General features: G+C 75.3%; 2 protein-coding genes and 1 pseudogene. 1 reads left to right on the top strand and 2 read right to left on the bottom strand.

From position 1 onward, the window contains the following. The coding region (locus tag ABZ371_RS32135; RefSeq protein WP_358686373.1) for a DUF4232 domain-containing protein at positions 1-332 on the bottom strand (332 nt) is incomplete at its 3' end. Positions 333-584: 252 nt separating this feature from the next. On the opposite strand from ABZ371_RS32135, the gene ABZ371_RS32130 reads away from it, so the two are divergent. Continuing rightward, positions 585-1,577: an aldo/keto reductase gene (locus tag ABZ371_RS32130; protein WP_358686370.1), complete on the top strand. Its 993-nt coding sequence runs from the start codon at positions 585-587 to the stop codon at positions 1,575-1,577. A gap of 9 nt (positions 1,578-1,586) precedes the next feature. Here the strand turns inward: ABZ371_RS32130 and ABZ371_RS32125 are convergent. Then, positions 1,587-1,922, bottom strand: a pseudogene (locus tag ABZ371_RS32125) (serine/threonine protein kinase); the annotation flags it as partial.

Below are 1,922 nucleotides of genomic sequence, written 5' to 3'. Positions count from 1 at the left end.
GCCGCGTCGGCCGCGGCGCGAGAACCGTGCCACCAGGTCGTCACCGGTTCCCAGACCCGGATCCCGTCCGGGGAGCCCAGCGAGGCGGCGTCGAAGGTGCGTCCGCGGTGTGCCGGGTCGGCGGCGACCGTCAGCCGGTCCACCACGCGGAGCTCCTCCGCCGACGGGGCCAGGGTGAGCACCGCCGCGTGGACGGTCCGTCCCGCCCCGACGCGGTACGGCGCGCTGCCGCCGGCGGGTACCGGGAGCGCGGGGCCGTCCAGGTCACCGAAGACGACCGTGGGGACGCGGTCCACCACGCAGGCGTGCCGCCCGCGGTTGGTGACGCTGATCCGCAGGGTCTCCGGCCGGCCGGACCCGGCGGCGGCGACGGCCAGGGCTTCCTCGTCGCAGGAGGCGGCGACCCCGGCGGCCGCCGCCGGCCGCGGGGGAAGCCGGCGACGCGTTCGCGGGAGCGGTGGGGGCCAGGGCGCAGAGAGCGGCGGTGACGGTGAGTACGTGAGGGATACGCATGGGTCGCCTGTTCCCCCGCCCGCCGGCCCCTACGCCCCGCGACCGGCTCCGGTGCCGCTCGTCGACGTAGCATGATCCGTATGGAGCAACGCACACTCGGCAGGACCGGCCGTGACGTATCGGTCGTGGGACAGGGCACCTGGCAGCTCGGCGGGGACTGGGGAGAGGTGGTGGAGGCCGACGCCTTCGGCGTTCTCGACGCCGCGGTCGAATCGGGTGTCACCTTCTTCGACACCGCGGACGTGTACGGCGACGGACGCAGCGAACAGCTCATCGGCCGCTACCTCGAGGAACGGCCCGACGCGGACGTCTTCGTCGCGACGAAGATGGGCCGGCGCGCCGAGCAGGTCCCCGAGAACTACGTCCTGGACAACTTCCGCGCCTGGAACGACCGTTCCCGCGCCAATCTCGGCGTCGACACGCTGGACCTGGTGCAGCTGCACTGCCCGCCGACGAGCGTCTACTCCTCGGACGCCGTCTACGACGCCCTGGACACCCTCGTCGCCGAGGAGCGCGTCGCCGCCTACGCCGTGAGCGTCGAGACGTGCGCCGAGGCGCTGACGGCCATCGCCAGGCCCGGTGTCGCCAGTGTCCAGATCATCCTCAACCCCTTCCGCCTCAAGCCGCTCGACGAGGTGCTCCCGGCCGCCGCCGAAGCGGGCGTCGGCATCATCGCGCGGGTGCCGCTCGCCTCGGGCCTGCTGTCGGGGAAGTACATGGCGGACACGGTCTTCGCCCCCGACGACCACCGCACGTACAACCGCCACGGCGAGGCGTTCGACCAGGGTGAGACCTTCTCGGGCCTCGACTACGCGACCGGGGTGGCCGCGGCGGCGGAGTTCTCCGGACTGGCGCCCGAGGGGGCCACGCCCGCGCAGACCGCGCTGCGCTGGATCATCCAGCAGCCCGGCGTCACGAGCGTCATCCCGGGAGCGCGTTCCGTGGAGCAGGCCCGCGCCAACGCCGCGGCGGCCTCGCTCCCGCCCCTGCCGCAGAGCACCCTGGACGCGGTGCGTGACCTGTACGACCGCAGGGTCCGGGCCGAGGTTCACTCCCGCTGGTAGGCGACGGGCTCAGTCCTCGTCGCCGCGGTCGCCGTCCTGCCCGGAGGCGTCCCCGGCGGGTGTCGCCGGATCCCCGGACGCCGGCGTCCCGGCGGCCGGGGAGGCACCCGGCCCCGGGGTGCCGGCCGCGCCGGAGTCCGGTGAGAAGAGGACGGTCCCGAGGTACACCGCCGCCAGGAAGGCGACCGTCCCCGCGACGGCGCTCGCGACGCGGGGCCGGCGGCGGATGGCCTCGCCCGTGCTCATGCGCCGCGTGGCCGCGGAGGCGGCCGGCCGCGGCGCGGGGGTGGCCCGTCTGCGACCGGTGGCCTGCGGCAGCCTGTACGTGGACACCCCGGCGGCGGC

The organism is Streptomyces sp. NPDC005899, assembly GCF_040629645.1.
Taxonomy (GTDB): domain Bacteria; phylum Actinomycetota; class Actinomycetes; order Streptomycetales; family Streptomycetaceae; genus Streptomyces.
The sequence above is the reverse complement of the archived record's forward strand: the minus strand, read 5'-3'. Positions and strand labels throughout refer to the sequence as shown.

What these genes read in the sequence shown, in the direction of transcription:
- ABZ371_RS32130 (WP_358686370.1), top strand. Translation starts at nt 585, where the DNA reads ATGATCCGTATGGAGCAACGCACACTCGGCAGGACCGGCCGTGACGTA.